A 19,434-nucleotide genomic window follows, 5' to 3' on the forward strand; every position below is an offset into this window, starting at 1 on the left:
GATCGGCACGATGCCGGCCTCCTGGCAGAGCGCGGCGTAGCGGGCCAGCGCGTGGGTGTTCGAGGCGATCGAATTGGCCGAGGGCACGCCCTTGCCGGTATCGATGTCGATCACCGCGCGCCATTTGGCGAAGCGGGCGCCGAGCTTGTAATAGTCGGCGAGTCGCTCGCGCAGCCCATCGAGGCCCTCGGTGATGGTGTCGCCAGGAAAGCCGGCCAGAGGCTTGGCGCCGAGGTCGACCTTGATGCCCGGGATGGCGCCTGCCGCCTTGATGATATCGACCAGCGGGGTGCCGTCGGCAGCCTTCTGGCGGATGGTCTCGTCATAGAGGATGACGCCGGAGATGTACTTCGTCATCGCCTCCTTGGCGCGGAACATCATCTCGCGGTAGTCGCGCCGGTTGTCGGCGGTCGATTCGACGCCGATGACGTCGAAGCGCTTCTTGATGGTGCCGGAGCTTTCATCGGCGGCCAAAAGGCCTTTGCCATCGGCCACGATCGCGGCGGCGATATCTTCGAGACGTTCGCTCATGGGTGCTCTCCTACGCTGCGTTTGTTCCGCGCTAGCAGAAGACTACCGCCAAAGGAATGACGCCGGAAAGCTAGAATCGATTGAAAGCCGCGCGGGCTTTGCCTGGTCTCGGACTGTTTACCGCTTCAACACCTCGACGCCGGGCAGCGGCTTGCCTTCCATCCATTCGAGGAAGGCGCCGCCGGCGGTCGAGACATAGGTGAAGTCGTCGGCGACGCCAGCATGGTTGAGCGCGGCCACCGTATCGCCGCCGCCGGCGACCGAGACAAGCTTGCCTGCCTTGGTGCGCGCCGCCGCATGCTTTGCCGCGGCCACCGTGGCGCGGTCGAAGGGCTCGATCTCGAAAGCGCCGAGCGGGCCGTTCCAGACCAGCGTGGCGGCGCGGTCGATCCAGTCGTTGACGCTTTGTACGGTCTTTGCGCCGACATCGAGGATCATGCCGTCGGCCGGCACGTCCGAGATGGCGACGGTCTCGCTGGCGGCGCCCGCCTTGAATTCCTTGGCCACGACGCCGTCGGCGGGCAGGATGATGGCGCAGCCGGCTTCCGCCGCCTCGATCATGATCTGCTTGGCGGTGCCGGCGAGGTCATGCTCGCAGAGCGACTTGCCGACATCGGTGCCGCGCGCGGCAAGAAAGGTGTTGGCCATGCCGCCGCCGATCACCAGCGCGTCGACCTTCTTCACGAGGTTCATCAAAAGGTCGATCTTGGTCGAGACCTTGGCGCCACCGACGATGGCCACGACCGGCCGTGCCGGATCGCCAAGGCCCTTTTCCAGCGCGTCGAGCTCGGCTTGCATGGTGCGGCCGGCATAGGCCGGCAAATGGCGCGCCAGGCCTTCGGTCGAGGCATGGGCGCGGTGCGCGGCGGAAAAGGCGTCGTTGACATAGATGTCGCCATTGGCGGCGAGCTTTTCGGTGAAGGCCGGCTCGTTCTTCTCCTCGGCCTTGTAGAAGCGGGTGTTTTCGAACAGCATGACGTCGCCGTCCTTCATCGCCGCGACTGCATCCGCCGCCTTGTCGCCGACGCAGTCGGCGGCAAAGCCGACCGGACGGCCGAGAACCTCAGTCGTGGCCCTGGCGATCGGCTCGAGCGAGAATTCGGCCGATGGGCCGTCCTTGGGGCGGCCGAAATGCGCAAGCAGGATGACCTTGGCGCCCTTTTTCGAGAGCTCGGCAATGGTCGGCGCTATGCGCTCGATGCGGGTGACATCGGTCACCTTGCCGTCGGCCACGGGAACGTTGAGGTCGACGCGCACAAGCACGCGCTTGCCGCTGACGGCGCCGATATCGTCGAGTGTCTTGAAGCCGGCCATGGTCGTTCCTTTTTAGCGAAAACGCGGCGACCTTACCCGGCGCGAAGGACGATGCAAGGGTCGCGTCGATGGTGCGCGCGCAAAAATGATGTCGGCTTGAGACATCAGCCTTCGCCGGTTGCCTTCTGGCTGTCCGGTCCGGGCGCCCCGGTGCCGATCGGCACGTCGTCGACCGCCTGCTTTTCGGCCGGCCTGCGCCAGTTGCGGACGAGCGCGCCGATGCGGTCGGCGATCTCGCCGGCGCTCAGGAATACCGGCACGCGCGCCACCGGCGCGGTCGGCTCGAAGGACAGGCCAAGCCCGGTGATCCTGCCTTTTTCGTCGACATCGCGCACGATCAGCTCGATCGGACCGATCATCACGCGGTCGGCATATTCGGCATGGCCGCCGAGCCGCTCGGTAACGAGCGCTGCAACGGTGAGCTTCTGCTCGGCCTCGGACAGGCCCGGGGCATAGGCGGCTTCCAGCTCCGCGGCCGAGCGGGCCGGATCGACGGCAAAGGCGCCGAAAAAGTCGGCATCCTCCGGGTCGACCACCGCGCGGCTGGCGAAGAGCTTGTCGAGCAGGCGCGGGTAGCGGTCCGGTACGAAGATGTAGACCTGATCGCCGGCCGCCAGCCGGCCCATGTCCTGGAAGCGCATCGAGCGGCCGTCGCGCAGCACCAGCGAGGGCCTCGCCCACCGCGGGATGCGCTCGCCCCGCGCCACCGGGCTGCCGGGTGCGACGCGATAGGCGAGCAGCTCATGATGTGCCGAGCCCGGCAATTCGAGCTCCACCTTGTCCAGCGGCCCAAGACGGGCCGGCACGATCAGGCCGAGGCGCCGCGCCAGCGGACCGACCGTCCAGCCCTGCACTACCAGCGACACCAGCACGATGATGAAGGCGGCGTTGAAGATCAGCCGGCCGTGCTCGAGCCCGCCGAGCAGCGGCGTTATGGCGAGCAGGATCGAGACCGCGCCGCGCAGGCCGACCCAGGAGACGAAGGCGACCTCCGGACGCGGCAGCCGGAACGGGATCAGGCAAAGCCAGACGGCGACCGGGCGGGCGACGAAGATCAGGAACAGGCCGAGCAGGATCGCCGGCACGAGGATTTCGGGGAATTGCGAGGGTGTGGCGAACAGTCCGAGGATCAGGAACATGATGATCTGCGCCAGCCACGACATGCCGTCCTGGAAACGCTTCAGGATGGTGACGGCGCGTATGTCGGAATTGCCGGCGATCAGCCCGGCAAGATAGACGGCGAGGAAACCCGAGCCGCCGACGGCGCCGGCTGCCGCGAACACCATCAGCGACAGCGTCAGCACGAAGATCGGCAGCAGGCCGTGATCGAGATTCAACCGCTCGACCAGACGCACGATGGCAAAACCGCCGAGCACGCCGATGATAGCGCCGAGCCCCATATTGGCGAGGAAGCCGAGCAGAAGGTTGGTGGCCAGCACGTTGGCTTCCGGGTTGGCATGCGCGGCGATGATCTCGACCAGGGTGATGGTGAGGAAGATGGCGATCGGGTCGTTGGTGCCGGATTCCACTTCGAGCGTCGCGCGCACGCGCTCGCGCAGGTGGATCTCGCCGGCGCGCAGCAGGAAGAAGACGGCGGCCGCATCGGTGGAGGCGACGGCAGCGCCAAGCAGGGAGGATTCCAGCCAGCTGAGCTTGAGAACATAGGAAGCGGCGGCGCTGAAGATGGCTGTGGTCAGGATAACGCCGATCGTGGCCAGCGACAGCGCGGGCCCGGCTGCCTGCCTGAGCGCGTTGAGCGGCGTGCCGAAACCGGAATCGAACAGGATGATCGCCAAGGCCAGTGAGCCGGCAAAATAAGCCAGCCGCGCATTGTCGAATTCGATGCCGAGGCCGTCGACGCCGGTGGCAAGTCCGATGCAGAGGAAGAGCAGCAGCAAGGGAGCGCCGAAGCGGAAGGCGATCAGGCTCGAAAACGCTGCGGCGACAATGAGCGCCGTGCCGACCAGCGTCACGAGATAGATCGCATGCTCCATCCGCTATTGCCCCTCCAAATCCCTCTATCTGTCGCTTTAACAGAGAGTGGGGCGAAGGCATGACCAGTGCAAGGCAACGGCGTGGTTTTTGGCTCAGCCGGCCAATAAAAAACGCCCGGCCGAGGCCGGGCGTTTCAAACTGCGGAGCAAGGCTACGATCAGGCGATGGTCTTGCCGAAGGCGACGGCGGTGTCGCCCATGCGGTTCGAGAAGCCCCATTCGTTGTCGTACCAGGACAGGACCGAAACGAAGTTGCCGTCCATCACCTTGGTCTGGTCGAGCGCGACGATCGAGGAATGCGGGTCGTGGTTGAAGTCGATCGACACGTTCGGGTGATGGGTGACGGACAGAACACCCTTCAGCTTGCCCTTCGAGGCGGCGATCAGCGCCTCGTTGATCTCCTGTGGCGTGGTCGAGCGCTTGGCGATGAACTTGAGGTCGACGACCGAGACGTTCGGGGTCGGCACGCGGATCGAGATGCCGTCGAGCCTGCCCTTGAGGTCGGGCAGAACGAGGCCGATCGCCTTGGCGGCGCCGGTCGAGGTCGGGATCTGCGAGAGCGCCGCGGCGCGGGCGCGGTAGAGGTCCTTGTGCATCGTATCCAGCGTCGGTTGGTCGCCGGTATAGGAGTGGATCGTCGTCATCATGCCCTTCTCGATGCCGACGGTCTCGTGCAGCACGGCCGCCAGCGGCGCGAGGCAGTTGGTGGTGCAGGACGCGTTCGAGATGACGATGTGGTCCTTGGTCAGCTTGTCGTGGTTGATGCCGTAGACGACGGTGAGATCGGCGCCTTCGGCCGGGGCCGAGACGATGACGCGCTTGGCGCCGGCGGTCAGGTGCGCGGCGGCCTTGTCGCGGGCGGTGAAGATGCCCGTGCATTCGAGCGCGATGTCGACGCCGAGCTCCTTCCACGGCAGCTGGGTCGGGTCCTTGATCGCGGTGACCTTGAACGTTTCCTTGCCGACCGAGATCTGGTCGCCGTCGACGGCCACCTCATGCGGGAAGCGGCCATGCACGCTGTCGTAGCGGAGCAGGTGCGCGTTGGTCTCGACCGGGCCGAGATCATTGACGGCGACCACGTCGATGTCCTTGCGGCCGGATTCATGGATGGCGCGCAGGATGTTGCGGCCGATGCGGCCAAATCCGTTGATGGCAACTCTGACGGTCATTGTTCTCTCCCTTGGGGGCTGGAAAGCGGATGGGTCCGCAGTTTCATAACGGCGGAAGGCACAAGAATCCAGCCGCAGAACGTCGTATTTAAATCGATTAGGTTGGTCCAGCCCGGCAAAACCGTCAATCGGTGTTGCCGGACCCGAGGCAATTCCTACTTGCCGTGCAGACGGACTTCGACCGCCTTGGCCGCGGCATCGGCGGTGATGCCGAAATGCGGATAGAGCTGTTCGATCGTGCCCGAGGCTCCGAAGCCATGCATGCCGACGAAGATGCCGTCGGTGCCTATCAGGTGGTCCCAGCCCTGGCGGATGCCGGCTTCGATGGCGACCTTCACCTTGGCGTCGCCGATCGTCTTCCTGCGGTAATCCTCGCTCTGCTGGTCGAACAGCTCGAAGCAGGGCACCGAGACGACGCGGGTCGGATGGCCGTGCTTTTCCAGCAGGTCACGCGCACCGAGGGCGATCTCGACCTCGGAGCCGGTGGCGAAGATCGTCACCACGGCCTCGCCGCTGGCGGCGGCCAGCTCGTAGGCGCCCTGGCTGGAGAGGTTCTTCGCCGAATGTTCGGTGCGCACGGTCGGCAGGTTCTGGCGGGTCAGCGCCAGGGTCGAGGGCGTCTTTTCGGATTCCAGCGCGATCTGCCAGCATTCGGCGGTTTCGACCGCGTCGGCCGGGCGGAAGACATTGTGGTTCGGGATGGCGCGCAGCGCCGCCAGATGCTCGACCGGCTGGTGGGTCGGCCCGTCCTCGCCAAGGCCGATCGAGTCATGCGTCATGACGAAGATCGAGCGGATGCCCATCAGCGAGGCAAGGCGCATCGAGGGGCGGGCATAGTCGGAGAAGCACAGGAAGGTGCCGCCGTAGGCGATCAGGCCGCCATGCAGCGTCAGGCCGTTGATCGCCGCCGCCATGCCGTGCTCGCGGATGCCGTAGTGGACATAGCGCTGGCCGTAATCGTCGGGCGTGATGTTCTTGGTTTGGCTGGTCTTGGTGTTGTTGGAGCCGGTCAAGTCGGCCGAGCCGCCGATGGTCTCCGGCACGGCGCCGTTGATGACTTCCAGCGCCATTTCCGACGACTTGCGGGTGGCGACCTTCGGCTTGTCGGCCGACAGCTTCTTCTTGTAGTCGGCGATGACGGCATCGAAGTTCGACGGCAGCTTACCGGCAAGGCGGCGCTCGAACTCGGCCTTCAGCTTCGGCTCGGCCTTGGCCAGACGGCCTTCCCAGTCGGTGCGTGCCTTGGTGCTGTTTTTACCCACGGCGCGCCAGGCGTCGAGGATGTCGGCCGGAATCTCGAAGGGCGGCGAGTCCCAGTTGAAGAATTTGCGCGCGCCGGCGATTTCATCCGCGCCCAGCGGCGAGCCATGCGCCTTGTTGGTGCCTGCCTTGGTCGGCGCGCCGAAGCCGATGGTGGTCTTGCAGGCGATCATCGTCGGCTTGTCGGAATGGCGCGCCGCCTCGATGGCGTAGGCGATCGCTTCGGGATCTGTGCCGTCGATGTGGCTGGCGTTCCAGCCGGACGCCTGGAAGCGGGCGACCTGGTCGGTGTTGTCGGCGAGCGAGACCGGGCCGTCGATCGAGATGTTGTTGTTGTCCCAGAAGACGATCAGCTTGTTGAGCTTCAGATGCCCGGCCAGCGCGATGGCTTCGTGGGAGACGCCTTCCATCAGGCAACCGTCCCCGGCCAGCACATAGGTATAATGGTTGACGAGGTCGTTGCCGAAGGCTGCGTTCATGATGCGCTCGCCGAGCGCGAAGCCGACCGAATTGGCCAGGCCCTGGCCGAGCGGGCCGGTAGTGGTCTCGATGCCGGCGGCATGGCCGTATTCCGGGTGGCCGGCGGTCTTGGAGCCGAGCTGGCGGAAATTCTTGATCTGGTCGATCGTCATGTCCTCATAGCCGGTGAGGTAGAGGAGCGAATAGAGCAGCATCGAGCCGTGGCCGGCGGAGAGGATGAAGCGGTCGCGGTCGGCCCAGTGCGGCGCCTTGGCGTCGAATTTCAGGAAACGGCTGAACAGCACTGTGGCGATGTCGGCGCAGCCCATCGGCAGGCCGGGGTGACCGGAGTTCGCCTTCTCGACGGCATCCATGGAAAGGAAACGGATCGCGTTGGCCATCCGATCATGTTGTTCACGCGACGTCATGCTTCCTCCGGAAGTGGGTTGGAGCTTGGGAGAACCCTTGGAAAAGGATGCCGGGACACATAGCAGGCACGGCCTTTTAGTCAACAAATCGGGGCGGATTTTGCCGGGCTTGTGATGGCATCGAGCGCCTTACATTAGCGATAGCGGGGGACAGTCGCGAGAGCTTTGTTGACGCGCCCTTCACCCGGTGCCTAATCTTTCCGAGGTAACGCATTCTGAACGCGCGCGATTCGGTGATGGGCAGGGCATAGGACGAGGCCATGACCGGGGAAACGACCCTCAAGGAAGTCATCGCCAGGCTGGGCAAGGCCATGGAAGGGCTGGAAAACGCCGTGGCGGCGAAGCTCGAGCATGAGCGCGATTATTCGGAAGCCGAGGCCGAGGTGCAGCGCATGAACGCCGACCGTTCGCGCCTGGCGCAGGAGCTCGACAATTCCGAAGCGCGCGCCGAGCGTCTGGAAGATGCCAACAAGGAAGTGTCGCGGCGGCTGGTGACCGCCATGGAAACCATCCGCGCGGTTCTGGACAGGTAAGGCAATGGCACAGGTCACCGTTTCCATCGACGGCAAACAGTATCGCATGGCCTGCGACGAGGGCCAGGAAGAGCACCTGATCGACCTTGCCGAGCGCTTCGACCGCTATGTCTCGCATCTGAAGGATTCCTTCGGCGAGATCGGCGACCAGCGGCTTACCGTCATGGCCGGCATCATGGTGATGGACGAACTTTCGGAGCTCACCAAGCGCGTCAAGGGCATGGAGAGCGAAGTGCTGACCTTGCGCAAGACGCGTGACGAGGCGCTGACCAAGGCCGACAAGAGCGATAGCGTGCTCACAACCGCGCTCGGCGCGCTTGCGCAGCGCATGGAAGATCTCGCGGCGACGCTCGCGCTAAAGAAAGCCTGAGCGCCCGGCGCCAGCGGTAAATCGAAAATCCTGCCTCCAATTGCGGGCGACGGCGAAAAATTTTCGCCTGCCATGGGCAAGCTTCCTACTCCCGGCGTTTGAACCCTACCTTCATGGTGCTAGAACTAACGTCCGGCCACCGCCGAAAGGGGGTGCGCCGGCGGTTTCACAAAAAAGGGTAGGGATAGGTCATGAGTCTTCGTATCAACGATATCGCGCCGGATTTCACGGCCGAGACTACGCAGGGCACCATCAAGTTCCACGACTGGATCGGCGACGGCTGGGCGGTGCTGTTCAGCCATCCGAAGAACTTCACCCCGGTCTGCACCACCGAGCTCGGCACCATGGCCGGCCTGGAAGGCGATTTCAAAAAGCGCAACGTCAAGATCATCGGCATTTCCGTCGATCCGGTGTCGAGCCACGAGAAATGGCAGGCCGACATCAAGACCGCTACCGGCCAGACGGTGAACTATCCGCTGATCGGCGACAAAGACCTGCACGTCGCCAAGCTCTATGAAATGCTGCCGGCGGGCGCCGGCGACAGCTCTGAGGGCCGCACGCCGGCCGACAACGCCACCGTGCGCTCGGTCTACGTCATCGGCCCGGACAAGAAGATCAAGCTGGCGCTGACCTATCCGATGACCACGGGCCGCAACTTCGACGAGATCCTGCGCGTCATCGATTCCATCCAGCTGACGGCCAAGCACCAGGTGGCGACGCCGGCCAACTGGAAACAGGGCGACGACGTCATCATCACCGCCGCCGTCTCCAATGAGGACGCGATCAAGCGCTTCGGGGCGTACGAGACGGTGCTGCCGTATTTGCGCAAGACGAAGCAGCCTTCGGCGTGATGAGCCTTTTTCCCTCTCCCTGTTAAACGGGGAGAAGGTGCCCGAAGGGCGGATGAGGGGCGGCGCGGCGGTCGAAGATGAGCGCGCGCCTGCTCCCCGGTCCGATTGTTTGTTCTGAGTTAACAACCTCGCAGCCTCGGCGCTGCCCCTGATTGCTGCCCATCCTCCGCTGCGGCTGCGGAGGGTGAACCGGCATTTCTCCTCGCATAGCGACTGGGAGAAAGGGGCGCGCCACCGCTTTCGCCAAATAAAAACGGCGGCGCCAGATTCTGGCGCCGCCGTTTTGCTACTCAATGCGCGGTGGCTTTACGCCGCCGGCTGCGCCTCGATGGTGCGCAGCGCCTGGATCTGGCGCTTGGCGGCGGCCTTGACCGCGTCCTGCACCTTCTCGAAGGCGCGCACCTCGATCTGGCGCACGCGCTCGCGGCTGATGTCGAACTCGGCCGACAGCTCTTCCAGGGTCAGCGGCTCTTCGGCGAGGCGACGCGCCTCGAAGATGCGCCGCTCGCGGTCGTTGAGCACGGACAGAGCGCCCGACAGCATGGAGCGCCGGTTTTCCAGCTCGTCCTGCTCGATCAGCATCTCTTCCTGGCTTTCGTGGTCGTCGACCAGCCAGTCCTGCCACTCGCCGGACTCGCCCTCGCTCGCCCGGATCGGGGCGTTGAGCGAAGCGTCGCCCGACAGGCGGCGGTTCATCGATACCACTTCCGCCTCGGAAACGTTGAGGCGGGTGGCGATCTCGGCGATCTGGTCGGGCTTCAAGTCGCCATCGTCGAGCGCCTGGATCTTGCCCTTCACCTTGCGCAGGTTGAAGAACAGACGCTTCTGGTTGGCGGTGGTGCCCATCTTGACCAGGCTCCACGAGCGCAGGATGTATTCCTGGATCGAGGCCTTGATCCACCACATGGCATAGGTGGCGAGCCGGAAACCACGCTCCGGTTCGAATTTCTTAACGGCCTGCATGAGGCCGACATTGCCTTCCGAGATCACCTCGCCGATCGGCAGGCCGTAGCCGCGATAGCCCATGGCGATCTTGGCGACGAGCCGCAAATGGCTGGTGACGAGCTTGTGGGCAGCCGTGGTGTCCTGATGCTCGGCGTAGCGTTTCGCGAGCATGTACTCTTCCTGCGGCTGAAGCATCGGAAAGCGGCGGATTTCTTCCAGGTAACGGGCGAGACCGCCTTCACCGGAAACGATACTGGGTAATGATTGGGCCATGATAGCGCCCCTCTCTCTTTGGAGTGGATGCCCCCGAAAAGCGGCGGGCATTCGTCACGGATGCCAAAGGCTCATCCGCGACAACCTGTGTATATAGGAACAAAACCAGAAAAGACAGCATTTGTTCAACACGAAACAGTGTGTCACGCTGAAGTGAACAACGCCAGTCAGGTTTTTTGATGGTCGGTTTGAAGCGTCTTAATGGCAGGTTTCAGAGCTTGCGGAAGCCGCCGACCAATTCCTCCATGTCCCTTGGTATTGGCGCCTCGAACCTCATCGATAGATGGGTAGTCGGGTGCCGGAATTCAAGGAGCCAGGCATGCAGGGCCTGCCGGGGAAAGGCGCTGACCTTGGCTTTCAAGGGTTCGGGCAGCCGGTTGGCCTTGGTGCGGAAGGCCTGCCCGTAATCCGGGTCGCCGATCACCGGATGGCCGATATGGGCCATGTGGACGCGGATCTGGTGGGTGCGGCCGGTCTCCAGCCGGCATTCGACCAGGCTTGCGGTGGCGAAAGCCTGCTGTCCTTCGCCGAAGCGCTCGACGACGCTGAAATGGGTGACGGCATGGCGGGCATCGTCACGGCTTTCCGGCACCACCGCGCGGCGGATGCGATCGGCGGCGCGGCCGAGCGCGGCGTCGACGGTGCCCGTCGGCCGTTGCGGAATGCCCCAGACCAGCGCCAGATAGGCGCGTTCGAGATCGCCGGTGCGGCCGTGGTCGGCAAAGGCCTCCGACAGCGCCTTATGCGCGCGGTCGGTCTTGGCCACGACCATGACGCCGCTGGTTTCCTTGTCGAGGCGATGGACGATGCCCGGCCGCCTGACGCCGCCTATGCCGGACAGGCTGTCGCCGCAATGATGGATCAGCGCGTTGACCAGCGTGCCGGTCCAGTTGCCGGCGCCGGGATGGACGACCAGTCCGGCTTGCTTGTTGATGACGATCAGCTCGTCGTCCTCGTAGAGGATGTCGAGGGGAATGTCCTCGCCTTGCGGCTCGGCCGGCTCCGGCGCGGGCACCAGAATTTCGATCCGCTCACCGGCGATCAGCTTGCGCTTGGCTTCCAGCAGCTGCCTGCCGGCGATGGAGACCGCGCCCTGTTTGATCAGCGCCTGCACGCGGCTACGCGAGAGCTCCGGCCCGAGACGGGCGGCAAGCCACTGGTCGAGACGCTGGCCGGCCGCGTCGGCGCCGGTTTCCAGCACGAGGGTTTCGCCGGCAGCCAATTCCTCGTCCGCCAATTCGTCCTCTATCAATATCGGGGTCTCTTCGTTATGAGCGCTCATCGAAAACCGTTGCGGATTGTCTAGCCATGGCCCGGCCAATCGCCGAAGAAGATGAGGAAAAGCCGCTCGACCCCGCGGCCGAGAACGTGCGCCGCAAGCTCGTCCGCTTCATGATCGTCAATCTCGGCCTACTGTTCCTCGCCCTTATGGTGGTGATCGGGGCGCTTGTCTACAAAGCCCGCAACGCGCCGGTGGCCGGACCGGCTCCCGCCGCCGATGTCCAGGCTCCGGCCGGCGCGCCGCTGTCGGGCGACATCGTGCTGCCCGTCGGCGCCAAGGTGATCAGCCAGTCGCTCTCCGGCAACCGCCTGTCGATCGATGCCGAGCTTGCCGACGGCAGCCATTCGATCTTCGTCTACGACATCGCCGAGCGCCGCATCATCGGCCAGTTCTCGATCCGTAACAAATGAGCGGCTTTGCCGAACGCCGCAGCGTCGCGACCGTGGCGCTCGTCGTCGCCAACTACGACGAGGCGGTCGCCTGGTATGTCGAGCGGCTCGGCTTCGTGCTGAGCGAGGATGTCGACCTCGGCGGCGGCAAGCGCTGGGTCACCGTCGCGCCGGCGAAGGGCCATGGGGCGCGGCTGCTCCTGGCGGAAGCGTCCGGCGAAGAGCAGGAAAGCCGCATCGGCAACCAGACCGGCGGCCGCGTCTTCCTGTTTCTCGAGACCGACGATTTTTCCCGCGACCATCGGGCGATGCTCGCAAAGGGTGTCGAATTCCGCGAGGCGCCGCGCTTCGAGGCCTACGGCACGGTGGCCGTCTTTTCCGATCTCTACGGCAATCTCTGGGACCTGATCGAGCCGAAACGACAGGGCTGACCGGTGGCGGCCAGCAAAGCGCGCGAAGCGGTCGAAACCCTAAGCGGAGCACTCATCGGCAAGCCAATGAATGCTCCGCTTAGGACTTTTGTTTTGTAGCAGATTCTTGTCGGAAAACCGTACGACACTTTTCGCGAATCTGCTCGGTTGCTTTTTCCCGGCCGCCAGCCTATGTAGCCGGTTCTTGAGCGCGCCCATCGTCTAGCGGTCAGGACACCGCCCTCTCACGGCGGGAACAGGGGTTCGATTCCCCTTGGGCGTACCAAGACAATCAAACAAGCCGAACTTTTTGCCGAACTACAACTGCCGACGCCGTATCGTTTCGGCGAGTTCGGCAAAGGCTTCCACGATTCCCTCACCGTTCTTGGCGCTCACGAACTTGACGCTCGATCGCGGCAGCTGGCCGATCTCTTCGGCGCTGCCGGGGGCCTCGGCGAGATCGATCTTGTTCACGAGGGCCCGGTATGGCCTGCCCGGAAATCGCGCCTCGAAGCTGCGGACCAGCTCGACCATGCGCGTCACGGTTTGCGGGCGGGTCACGTCCGACACGACGATCGCGGCCGACGCGCCGGTGACGTAGACGGTGTCGAAAATACGCGTCCCGAAATCGCCGTCGGTGTCCCACAGCACAAGCCGCGCCGCGTCGCCGCCGCGAACCGGATCGGCCGGAACATCGTAGCTCAGCACCTCGACGCCGAGCGTCGATTTGTATTCGCCGTCGAAACGATCGTGCACGAGGCGGTACATGATGGATGTCTTGCCCACACCCATGTCGCCAAGCAGCATGACCTTTGCGCTGAGCATCATTGAGGGCGCTCGGCGCGGAACACGGTTTCGAAGGTGGCGCGGCGGTTGCCTTCGCTCGGTACGTCGGAAATCGGCAGCGATGACGAGCGCGAAACCACAAACAATCGCGACGGCTCGATCCCGAGCGAGGTCAATCTTCGCACCACCTGGTCGGCTCTCTTGCGGGCAACTACCCGGTTGGCCACATCTGTCCCGGTGTCGTCCGCGTGCCCTACGACACGGATTCTCAGCTCGTTGCCGGCGAGAAGCCCGGCAAGATTGGCAATCTGCTGCCCAGCCTCCTTATCGTCGGCGAAGGCGTCGCCCGTGCCAAAGAAGATTGCCGTCGAGGCCATGAAGCGATCGAGGCGTTCGGCCGGGCTGTCGACCATCGATTGCATGGCGTCGTATTGCTGGTTCCTGGATTTTGTTTCCTCGGCGAGCGCCGCGCGTGTTTCATCGATGCCCGCCCGCAGGCCGGCAAGGGATCGCAGCTCTTCTTCGCTCGGCCCGCGCGTCTGGTCGATGCGGGCCTGCAAGCCCGCGAGGGACTGCTTCTGGCCGGCGACCGCTTCGCCGGTCTCGCCGGCGGACTTCTGCAAGCCGGCAAGAGATTGCCGCAGCTCGGCGATCGCCTGGTGGTTTTCGTCGATACCCGCCTGGAGGTCGGTCACCGATTGCCGCAGGGCTTCGATGTCGGAGCTGAGCGCCGCCACCTGCTCCGTGCCCGGCACGACGCCGATCCGGCCGACGACCCGATAGGGCGCTGCGGCCTTGGCCAGGGCGTCGATCAGCGGAGCCGTCTGCACCTGGCTTGGCTCTATGCCGAAGACCGAGACGCTGCGATTGCGGTGATCAAAATCCAGGCGCAGGGGAAACGTTTCCAGCAGCGGTTGCTTGCCGGCCAGTTCCTGGAGCGCATCGTTGGTGCGCCGCTCCAGCATCGTGCGGGTCAAATAGACGCTCGCCAGCCATGCCAGCCCGGCGGCGACGAGAGCCGCGAGGACGAACAGGACGACCTTTCCGGCCCGACGTGCTTTACGCTCCGCGGCGGGAGCGGCTTCGATGGAGGCGGCCAGCGACGCCAGCATGGCGGCGTCGCAGTCGAGGCCGCGATCCATGTTCTCTATCGTGTCGAAGAAAAGCGAATTGATCCTGTCATTGTCGACGGGGCGAAGGGGGCCGATGCATTCCGCCGCCAGGATGAACCGGGGCGAGGCACGAAGCACGATTTCGCGCCCGCCGAAATCGAGCTGCTGCAGATTGCCTTCCCCCGCGAGGGCCTGAACGGAAAATTCCAGGATCGCCGCGACCATCGCGCTCAGCAGGTCGGCCCGCTCGTCGGAGGTCTCTTCGCGCTTCCAGTCCGCGACGAGGCGACCGTTGCCGCGTTCGATCATCAGCAGCCGGTTGACGCGCGGCGGACTGGCGTTTGCCAGAACGAACTCGCTGATCGGCCGGCCGGTCGCCAGCGACTTGACGCGCCCGATCCACAGCTCCGTCGATGTCAGGGCGTTGAGGCGCTGCTCCAGCCGCGCGACGAGTTCCTTGAAAGCGTTCGCCACGGCCGCGCTGACCAGCCTGCCCGTGATCGGGTAGAGCGCGTCGACCATGAGGTCGCGCGAGTTCCTGATCTCGCTGCGGATCGCTGAAACCACCGATGGCGCGATGACGTTCGCCAGCTCGCGCGGCCGAACGACTTCGGCGCGCTCCAGCGCGGCGACCAGTATGTCGGCCGTCGCCGTTTCCAGGCGGTCGGGGCTGCCGATATATTGCTGAAGCAGGGCGACATCCGCGCCCAGCGCCTCGAGGCGCGCCGCCTCCGTTTGAAAGAGCAGTTTTCTAAGCTGCTCGATCTCACGGTTCTGGCCGGCGGCGGACGTCATGCTACTTTCCCGCGCGGCCGGACCCTAGCCCGCTGATGGTTGCTCCAAGCTCCGAAATCGCGGCGCCGATATCCCTTTGCGAGGCGAGCCGCTTCTGTTCGGTTTCCCGCTCCAGTTCCAGGACGTGCGCCTGGAGCGTCGCGAGCTCCTTGGCAAAGTCCGCCTGGAGCTGCTTGATGGTGGCCTGCATCTCCTCGCGCAGGTCGGCAAGGTTGCTCTCGAGCGACCGCTGCGCGCCTCCGAACAGGAGATTGCGAACCTGGTCGATCGTCGCCTCGGCATGGATTTTGGCTTCGGATCCGTTCGCGGATGCGGCTCCATCCGCGGCTTTTGCGGCTTGCTCGGCGGCTTTCATGTTCTTTCCTCGGTTCTCACGCTCACTGATACGGTGACGACCGTTATATCAAATCCTAATTCGTGTGACAGGCAATCGACTTATTACCTTCGTGGGAGCTATCTCGCGTCGAGCGTGGCAATTGTGCCGCCCTGTCAATCGTCACCTATCGCAATGACTGCTCGCACGCCAGTCGCCCTTCGGGGCTGAATCGAATCCGAGCTGAATCGAATGCAGGCCGAGCAGCCCCCGCACCGGGAAAGACGCGGAGCCGCCTTGCCAGGAGCGATGCCCGGTTCGAGGGCGATCCGGCTGCTGCCGAATATGACCTTCGTCATCTCCGGTCCTGACCTTCGTCAGGTGTCGCAACCCCTTGAAACGGCCTAGATCAGCACGCCTGAGCAGCTGCGCTGCGGCGGACGTGATTTTTCGACGGGAGGTTTCCAGATGGGATTTTTGGACAGTCTACAAAGCGCCTTGCAAGGCGAACAGCAGGGCGGAGGCTCGTCACTCCTGGCCGATGCGCTGACCGGCGTTGGCGGTTATCAGGGTGTGCTTGCCATGCTGCAGAAGTCGGGTCTCGGCGACCGTGTCGAATCCTGGCTGAGCACCAATGCCGCAAATCTTCCCGTCGCGCCCGACGAGATCAAGGCGGCGCTTGGCGACCAGCGTCTTCAGCAACTGGCGAGCCAGTTCGGGATTCCGCTGGACCAGGTGGCCGCTGCCCTGGCGCAACATCTTCCGGCCGCGGTCGACCAGGCCAGCCCCGACGGGGTGCTCGCGACGCACCGCGGCTGACACTGACGGACAGCAAGACAAATCCAGACGGCTTTTGCGGCAACCACGCCGCGCGACTCGACAGCGGTGTCGCTGTCCAGCCGAAAACGAGAGGGCAAGCGTGTGAGCAAGCAGGACGAACTGATCAGCAAATATGCGGCGGACCTGAGGGTCAAATGCGGCCTTACGGCGGATTTGGATCTCTTGACGAAGGTGACGAAGGGCTGCGGTCCGGCGATCTACGACAAGGATGCATCCACCGTTTCGGCCTCGGATAAGGAGGAGCTGGAACGGGTCAAGAAAAACTTTCTCATCAAAAGACTGGGGCTGACGGCCGATGCCGGCCTGGACGCGGGGCTCGCCAGGGTCATCGACCAGTACGGCCGCACCAACCGCAACAAACACCGCCCGGTCTTCTACTACCTGCTCGTCAAGCATTTCAGGCGCGAGAACGCCTTCGCCTGACGGCGCAAACAGGCAAATGGGCTAAGAGGAGATGGGGATGCTCAAAGAATTCCAGGAATTCATTTCCAAGGGCAATGTGATGGACTTGGCCGTCGGCGTCATCATCGGCGCCGCCTTCGGCAAGATCGTCACTTCGCTGGTCGACGACATCATCATGCCGATCGTCGGCGCGATTTTCGGCGGGCTGGACTTCAACAATTACTTCTTCGGGCTGTCTTCGAACGTCCACTCGACCGCGCTGGCCGATGCCAAGAGAGAGGGCGCCGTCTTTGCCTATGGCAGCTTCATCACTGCCGTGCTGAACTTCCTGATCCTGGCCTTCATCATCTTCCTGATGGTCAAGGCCGTGAACAATATGCGCAAGCGTCTGGAGCGCGAAAAGCCCGCGCCTGCCGCTGCGCCGCCGCCGGCCGACGTCGCGCTGCTGACCGAAATCCGCGACCTGCTCGCGAGAAAATAGCGGGATCGTCCGAGGCGGCCGGTCAGGCCCGGCCGCCTCGGCCCCTGCGTAGCCTTGCGTCGATTCTCGATCCGCGAGCCTTCGCGGCCGACCAGCGGAAATCCCGGCACAGCGTTCCGCCTGCCCGCGCGAACCATGGGCAAGGCTTCAAACAATGAAGATCGGTGCGGAATTGCTGACGAGGCTCGACGAGACCATGCGGACCGTGAAAGGCCATTTTGGCCGAAATGGAAGCCGGGCAGCTCGACGCGTTCGTATCCCTGCTTGCTCCTCGACCATCGATCGGCAGCGCCGAAATGGTCCTGACCACGCTGGCGCTTCGCGAAATCGAAGTGCGCGATCAGGCAAGGACGTGACCGCCAAGCACTGCTGAGGCGCCGACCGCGGCCTCCCTCGACCTGCCGCCAAGAGCAGGAACTCGGGCAACAAGACTGCCCGTGGCTTCCCCGCAAAAACCTCGGAGCCGCGGGCCTTTTTGCGCGTTCGATCGCCCGGCAGGTCCGGTGGGAGAAACCCAAAGGTCGCGGCGCACCGAACGGCCGTTCAGCCTATCGTTTTTATGGCCAGTTCGGTCCGGTTCTTGGCGCCGCACTTTTCGAGGATCGTGCTGACGTAGTTCTTTATCGTACCTTCGGCCAAATGCAGTTGGGCGCCGATTTCGCCATTGCTCTTGCCTTCGACGATCAGTTTGAGGATTTCGTTCTCGCGCGCGGTGAGGTCGCCGCGCAACGGCGCGCTCGCCGGGGCGTGGCGCGGACGCAATCGCTTGAATTCCTCGAGAATTTTCGCGGCGACACCGGGTGAAAGCGCGGATTGGCCGTTCGCCACGGTCCGGATCGTCGCCGCGATCTCGTCGATCCTGGAGTCCTTCAGCAGATATGCCTTGGCTCCGGCGCTGACAGCCTCGAAAATCAGGTCGTTGGTCTCGAACGTGGTCAGGACCACGATGCCGGTTCCTGGAAATTCGCGCAGGATACGCTGGGTTGCCGTGACGCCGTCGGCGCGCGGCATTTGCAGATCCATCAGGACGACGTCCGGGCGGTAACGGCGCGCGAACTCGATCGCCTGCTCGCCGTCGGCCGCGGCGCCGACAATTTCGAAATCGTCGTTTTGCTGGGCAAGCAGCGTGGCAAGGCCTTCCCGGATCAATGTCTGATCCTCGGCGATCAGCACGCGTATCCTTTCGGATGTCAGGCGCGGATCGGTCATCTTGCTACACCCCCAACTTTCTACGCACCCACGATGCCGGACCGGTCGTTCGTTGCCGACACGGTCAGGGGAAGGGATGTCCGAACCAGCGTGCCTGCCCCCGGCGCGCTTTCCACCGCGCATTGTCCCCCCGCGAGCTCGGCGAATTCGGCCATTCCGATCAGCCCGAAATGTCCCTGTTTGGGGATGGTCCCGTCAAAGCCGCGTCCGTCGTCGCGGACATCGACAATGAGTCTTGCGCCAGCTTCGGTTCTTTCCACGGCCGCGTCGAACCGGACCCGTCGCGCCTTCGCATGCGCCTCGACGTTGCGCAACGCTTCGCCGACGATACGCCGAACCGTCGTCTCGTGATCCTGCAGCCCGGGGCGGGCTCCATCATCGATTTGCATGGAGACCTCGATGCCGGTCTGCTGCGCGAAGTCCGACAGCATCTTCTCGACATCCGAACCCGGTTCGAGGTCGTCGGGCATCCTGAGCCGGGCGATGGCGTCGCGCGCCCGCGCCAAGCCGGTTATCGCGGCTTCCTCGGCAATTGCGAGCCCGTCCGAAACACGGGCTGGATCGGTCGCCAGGAAGTGCCTGGTCAGCCGGATTTGCGTCAGCAATGCGACGATCGAATGCACGAGCGTGTCGTGGAGGTCGCGCGCCAACCGAAGGCGCGTGCGGGCGAGCGAGGCGAAGCGCACCTCGGAATTGGCGGCTTCGAGCTGCTGCTCCATCAAGCGTCGGGCGCGCCGCTCGCTTTCGAACATGATCTCGGCCTGGCGCGCCGTGAAGTCGGGCATCGCGATCACGACGTAGTGCGATCGATCGCCATTCCAAAGGATGACCGCGGTGACGGGACGGTCCAGCCCCGGCAATTCGGCCCGCACGCCCGACAAGGCGATCAGATCGCGGCGTCCCTCGGACAAGGCCGCCATCTCGGCCTCCATCCCGACCAGGAGCGTGCACAGGCAGCAGTCCGCTCCAAGGGCGGGGAGCCACTCGACCAGGCGCCCCACTTTTTGCTGAACTGTCCTGTCGGCCCGCAAAACAGCAAGCCCGATGACTTCCGCTTGCGCGGCCGGCAATAATTCTGTGCCGATATCGATCATTCGTTCTCGCAAAAACAGCCGCAGCGCGCGGCAGTCCACTTTGACGTAAGCCCGAACCGGCCGCAAACGAATATGACTTTCGTCATCATCGCCCTTGACTTTCGACAGATGTCACGCCCCCGCCAAAGGGGCTAGGTCGAAGGTCGTCGACATCGGCAACCTGTCGACGTGGTTGAAACGATGATCTTGGTCCG

21 protein-coding genes and 1 tRNA gene are annotated in these 19,434 nt (G+C 64.2%); 10 read left to right on the forward strand and 12 right to left on the reverse strand.

The features are described from left to right. The 5 genes from FJ414_RS29525 to tkt all read right to left on the reverse strand — a co-directional run. On the reverse strand, window positions 1-531 hold a 531-nt coding region (locus tag FJ414_RS29525; protein WP_140647882.1), incomplete at its 3' end, for a class I fructose-bisphosphate aldolase. Between the two features lie 117 nt (window positions 532-648). Continuing rightward, window positions 649-1,845 carry a phosphoglycerate kinase gene (locus tag FJ414_RS29530; protein WP_140647883.1) on the reverse strand — a complete coding sequence of 399 codons (1,197 nt, stop codon included), beginning with the start codon at window positions 1,843-1,845 and terminating at the stop codon, window positions 649-651. Between the two features lie 104 nt (window positions 1,846-1,949). Next, window positions 1,950-3,839 (reverse strand): potassium/proton antiporter, encoded by a 1,890-nt coding sequence (locus FJ414_RS29535; protein ID WP_140647884.1) that lies wholly within the window; start codon window positions 3,837-3,839, stop codon window positions 1,950-1,952. Between the two features lie 158 nt (window positions 3,840-3,997). Further along, the gene (gap, locus tag FJ414_RS29540; RefSeq protein WP_140647885.1) at window positions 3,998-5,008 is read right to left on the reverse strand and encodes a type I glyceraldehyde-3-phosphate dehydrogenase; all 1,011 of its coding nucleotides are present in this window, start codon (window positions 5,006-5,008) and stop codon (window positions 3,998-4,000) included. 155 nt (window positions 5,009-5,163) lie between these two features. Then, the gene (tkt, locus tag FJ414_RS29545) at window positions 5,164-7,155 is read right to left on the reverse strand and encodes a transketolase (RefSeq protein WP_140647886.1); all 1,992 of its coding nucleotides are present in this window, start codon (window positions 7,153-7,155) and stop codon (window positions 5,164-5,166) included. A gap of 260 nt (window positions 7,156-7,415) precedes the next feature. On the opposite strand from tkt, the gene FJ414_RS29550 reads away from it, so the two are divergent. The 3 genes from FJ414_RS29550 (at window position 7,416) to FJ414_RS29560 (ending at window position 8,909) form a co-directional block, all read left to right on the forward strand. Next, window positions 7,416-7,688, forward strand: coding sequence for a DUF4164 domain-containing protein (locus FJ414_RS29550; protein ID WP_023763725.1), 273 nt, complete (start codon window positions 7,416-7,418; stop codon window positions 7,686-7,688). A gap of 4 nt (window positions 7,689-7,692) precedes the next feature. Further along, window positions 7,693-8,058 (forward strand): cell division protein ZapA, encoded by a 366-nt coding sequence (locus FJ414_RS29555; RefSeq protein WP_140647887.1) that lies wholly within the window; start codon window positions 7,693-7,695, stop codon window positions 8,056-8,058. A 191-nt stretch (window positions 8,059-8,249) separates the two neighbouring features. Continuing rightward, entirely contained in the window at window positions 8,250-8,909 is a 660-nt protein-coding gene (locus tag FJ414_RS29560) for a peroxiredoxin (RefSeq protein ID WP_140647888.1), read from the forward strand. Between the two features lie 306 nt (window positions 8,910-9,215). On the opposite strand, the gene rpoH is transcribed toward FJ414_RS29560, so the two are convergent. Next, the gene (rpoH, locus tag FJ414_RS29565; protein WP_140647889.1) at window positions 9,216-10,127 is read right to left on the reverse strand and encodes an RNA polymerase sigma factor RpoH; all 912 of its coding nucleotides are present in this window, start codon (window positions 10,125-10,127) and stop codon (window positions 9,216-9,218) included. 211 nt (window positions 10,128-10,338) lie between these two features. Beyond that, on the reverse strand, window positions 10,339-11,409 hold the full coding sequence (locus FJ414_RS29570; protein ID WP_140647890.1) for an RluA family pseudouridine synthase: 1,071 nt from the start codon (window positions 11,407-11,409) through the stop codon (window positions 10,339-10,341). A gap of 26 nt (window positions 11,410-11,435) precedes the next feature. On the opposite strand from FJ414_RS29570, the gene FJ414_RS29575 reads away from it, so the two are divergent. The 3 genes from FJ414_RS29575 (at window position 11,436) to FJ414_RS29585 (ending at window position 12,494) form a co-directional block, all read left to right on the forward strand. Next, entirely contained in the window at window positions 11,436-11,819 is a 384-nt protein-coding gene (locus FJ414_RS29575) for a fimbrial protein (protein WP_140647891.1), read from the forward strand. Continuing rightward, window positions 11,816-12,229 (forward strand): VOC family protein, encoded by a 414-nt coding sequence (locus tag FJ414_RS29580; RefSeq protein WP_140647892.1) that lies wholly within the window; start codon window positions 11,816-11,818, stop codon window positions 12,227-12,229. Before FJ414_RS29575 ends, FJ414_RS29580 begins: the two co-directional genes overlap by 4 nt. A 190-nt stretch (window positions 12,230-12,419) precedes the next feature. Next, window positions 12,420-12,494: transfer RNA gene (locus tag FJ414_RS29585), tRNA-Glu, on the forward strand. Between the two features lie 32 nt (window positions 12,495-12,526). On the opposite strand, the gene FJ414_RS29590 is transcribed toward FJ414_RS29585, so the two are convergent. From FJ414_RS29590 to FJ414_RS29600, 3 genes are read right to left on the reverse strand one after another with little or no spacing between them, the layout of a single operon-like run. Further along, the gene (locus tag FJ414_RS29590) at window positions 12,527-13,015 is read right to left on the reverse strand and encodes a hypothetical protein (RefSeq protein ID WP_246672527.1); all 489 of its coding nucleotides are present in this window, start codon (window positions 13,013-13,015) and stop codon (window positions 12,527-12,529) included. 17 nt (window positions 13,016-13,032) lie between these two features. Next, window positions 13,033-14,901 (reverse strand): OmpA family protein, encoded by a 1,869-nt coding sequence (locus FJ414_RS29595; protein ID WP_140647893.1) that lies wholly within the window; start codon window positions 14,899-14,901, stop codon window positions 13,033-13,035. 1 nt (window position 14,902) lies between these two features. Next, window positions 14,903-15,256, reverse strand: a complete 354-nt coding sequence (locus tag FJ414_RS29600) for a hypothetical protein (RefSeq protein ID WP_140647894.1) — start codon at window positions 15,254-15,256, stop codon at window positions 14,903-14,905. Between the two features lie 426 nt (window positions 15,257-15,682). Here FJ414_RS29600 and FJ414_RS29605 point away from each other — a divergent pair, with 426 nt between their 5' ends. The 4 genes from FJ414_RS29605 to FJ414_RS31615 all read left to right on the forward strand — a co-directional run bounded on the left by FJ414_RS29605 (window position 15,683) and on the right by FJ414_RS31615 (window position 17,293). Further along, a complete protein-coding gene (locus tag FJ414_RS29605) occupies window positions 15,683-16,033 on the forward strand; it encodes a YidB family protein (protein ID WP_140647895.1) in 351 nt (116 codons plus the stop codon). A gap of 66 nt (window positions 16,034-16,099) precedes the next feature. Next, window positions 16,100-16,477 (forward strand): DUF2853 family protein, encoded by a 378-nt coding sequence (locus FJ414_RS29610; RefSeq protein ID WP_210239686.1) that lies wholly within the window; start codon window positions 16,100-16,102, stop codon window positions 16,475-16,477. A gap of 37 nt (window positions 16,478-16,514) precedes the next feature. Beyond that, window positions 16,515-16,937, forward strand: a complete 423-nt coding sequence (gene mscL, locus FJ414_RS29615; protein WP_140647896.1) for a large conductance mechanosensitive channel protein MscL — start codon at window positions 16,515-16,517, stop codon at window positions 16,935-16,937. Between the two features lie 218 nt (window positions 16,938-17,155). Then, on the forward strand, window positions 17,156-17,293 hold the full coding sequence (locus FJ414_RS31615; RefSeq protein WP_181181749.1) for a hypothetical protein: 138 nt from the start codon (window positions 17,156-17,158) through the stop codon (window positions 17,291-17,293). Window positions 17,294-17,480: 187 nt separating this feature from the next. Here FJ414_RS31615 and FJ414_RS29620 read toward each other — a convergent pair whose 3' ends face one another. Together FJ414_RS29620 and FJ414_RS29625 are read right to left on the reverse strand one after the other, a co-directional pair. After that, window positions 17,481-18,146, reverse strand: coding sequence for a response regulator transcription factor (locus FJ414_RS29620; protein WP_140647897.1), 666 nt, complete (start codon window positions 18,144-18,146; stop codon window positions 17,481-17,483). Window positions 18,147-18,166: 20 nt separating this feature from the next. Further along, window positions 18,167-19,240: a histidine kinase gene (locus FJ414_RS29625; RefSeq protein WP_140647898.1), complete on the reverse strand. Its 1,074-nt coding sequence runs from the start codon at window positions 19,238-19,240 to the stop codon at window positions 18,167-18,169. Window positions 19,241-19,434: the final 194 nt, after the last annotated feature.

Origin of the sequence: Mesorhizobium sp. B3-1-6, from assembly GCF_006439555.1 — a bacterium.
Lineage (GTDB): Bacteria > Pseudomonadota > Alphaproteobacteria > Rhizobiales > Rhizobiaceae > Mesorhizobium.

What these genes read in the sequence shown, in the direction of transcription:
- FJ414_RS29530 (WP_140647883.1), bottom strand. Translation starts at nt 1,845, where the DNA reads ATGGCCGGCTTCAAGACACTCGACGATATCGGCGCCGTCAGCGGCAAG.
- FJ414_RS29535 (WP_140647884.1), bottom strand. Translation starts at nt 3,839, where the DNA reads ATGGAGCATGCGATCTATCTCGTGACGCTGGTCGGCACGGCGCTCATT.
- gap (WP_140647885.1), bottom strand. Translation starts at nt 5,008, where the DNA reads ATGACCGTCAGAGTTGCCATCAACGGATTTGGCCGCATCGGCCGCAAC.
- tkt (WP_140647886.1), bottom strand. Translation starts at nt 7,155, where the DNA reads ATGACGTCGCGTGAACAACATGATCGGATGGCCAACGCGATCCGTTTC.
- FJ414_RS29550 (WP_023763725.1), top strand. Translation starts at nt 7,416, where the DNA reads ATGACCGGGGAAACGACCCTCAAGGAAGTCATCGCCAGGCTGGGCAAG.
- FJ414_RS29555 (WP_140647887.1), top strand. Translation starts at nt 7,693, where the DNA reads ATGGCACAGGTCACCGTTTCCATCGACGGCAAACAGTATCGCATGGCC.
- FJ414_RS29560 (WP_140647888.1), top strand. Translation starts at nt 8,250, where the DNA reads ATGAGTCTTCGTATCAACGATATCGCGCCGGATTTCACGGCCGAGACT.
- rpoH (WP_140647889.1), bottom strand. Translation starts at nt 10,127, where the DNA reads ATGGCCCAATCATTACCCAGTATCGTTTCCGGTGAAGGCGGTCTCGCC.
- FJ414_RS29570 (WP_140647890.1), bottom strand. Translation starts at nt 11,409, where the DNA reads ATGAGCGCTCATAACGAAGAGACCCCGATATTGATAGAGGACGAATTG.
- FJ414_RS29575 (WP_140647891.1), top strand. Translation starts at nt 11,436, where the DNA reads ATGGCCCGGCCAATCGCCGAAGAAGATGAGGAAAAGCCGCTCGACCCC.
- FJ414_RS29580 (WP_140647892.1), top strand. Translation starts at nt 11,816, where the DNA reads ATGAGCGGCTTTGCCGAACGCCGCAGCGTCGCGACCGTGGCGCTCGTC.
- FJ414_RS29590 (WP_246672527.1), bottom strand. Translation starts at nt 13,015, where the DNA reads ATGCTGCTTGGCGACATGGGTGTGGGCAAGACATCCATCATGTACCGC.
- FJ414_RS29595 (WP_140647893.1), bottom strand. Translation starts at nt 14,901, where the DNA reads ATGACGTCCGCCGCCGGCCAGAACCGTGAGATCGAGCAGCTTAGAAAA.
- FJ414_RS29600 (WP_140647894.1), bottom strand. Translation starts at nt 15,256, where the DNA reads ATGAAAGCCGCCGAGCAAGCCGCAAAAGCCGCGGATGGAGCCGCATCC.
- FJ414_RS29605 (WP_140647895.1), top strand. Translation starts at nt 15,683, where the DNA reads ATGGGATTTTTGGACAGTCTACAAAGCGCCTTGCAAGGCGAACAGCAG.
- mscL (WP_140647896.1), top strand. Translation starts at nt 16,515, where the DNA reads ATGCTCAAAGAATTCCAGGAATTCATTTCCAAGGGCAATGTGATGGAC.
- FJ414_RS29620 (WP_140647897.1), bottom strand. Translation starts at nt 18,146, where the DNA reads ATGACCGATCCGCGCCTGACATCCGAAAGGATACGCGTGCTGATCGCC.
- FJ414_RS29625 (WP_140647898.1), bottom strand. Translation starts at nt 19,240, where the DNA reads ATGATCGATATCGGCACAGAATTATTGCCGGCCGCGCAAGCGGAAGTC.